Here is a 500-nt window from a genome sequence, read left to right as displayed (position 1 = left end):
CCGGGGTTCTTCGTGTTCCGTTGTTCCCATAATTCGTAAAGTTAGATGTTTATTTATTCCCCTTTTGTTCCCTTGCCTGCTCTTGGTAGTATTCATAATACTGCTTGTAGTTGTCCCGGTCTTTGGCTGCATCCGTCCAAAGATAGCACATGAAACAAGCGAACAATAGGGAGATAACAGCACAAAGGATTGAGTAGAACGAAATTCGTTTGTCCACATAACCGCCGTTTTTCATTCTGTACCCCTGCCGTTCAAAGTCCGCCAACACGTTTTTTAGGCGATTTTCGGCACTTTCAAGGCTTTTCCCGTCTATTTGTACCTTTCGGGCTGTTGCGTCCTCTATGCGCTTCGTATAGACTTCAACACGCTTTAGTTCTTGATACACCAGTTCTACCGCAAGCTGCGGGTTTACCCTTGGCGTTGTGTCTTTTCTTTTCCGGGGGCTGTACTGTCCCTGCTTAACGTTGGAAGCTGCCGCTTCCGGGTGTGAGTTTGTTTCC

At 46.8% G+C, this 500-nt stretch carries 1 protein-coding gene; it reads right to left on the bottom strand.

Annotated features, from left to right (window positions below):
* Positions 1 to 49: 49 nt before the first annotated feature.
* A partial coding sequence (gene mbpC / locus IE178_RS37340; protein WP_149918681.1) for a mobilization protein MbpC occupies positions 50 to 500 on the bottom strand: 451 nt, incomplete at its 5' end.

This window comes from Streptomyces griseoloalbus (assembly GCA_014650015.1).
GTDB classification, from domain to species: domain Bacteria; phylum Actinomycetota; class Actinomycetes; order Streptomycetales; family Streptomycetaceae; genus Streptomyces; species Streptomyces griseoloalbus.
Note: the sequence above shows the minus strand (reverse complement) of the source record. Positions and strands in the feature narration are given on the sequence as shown.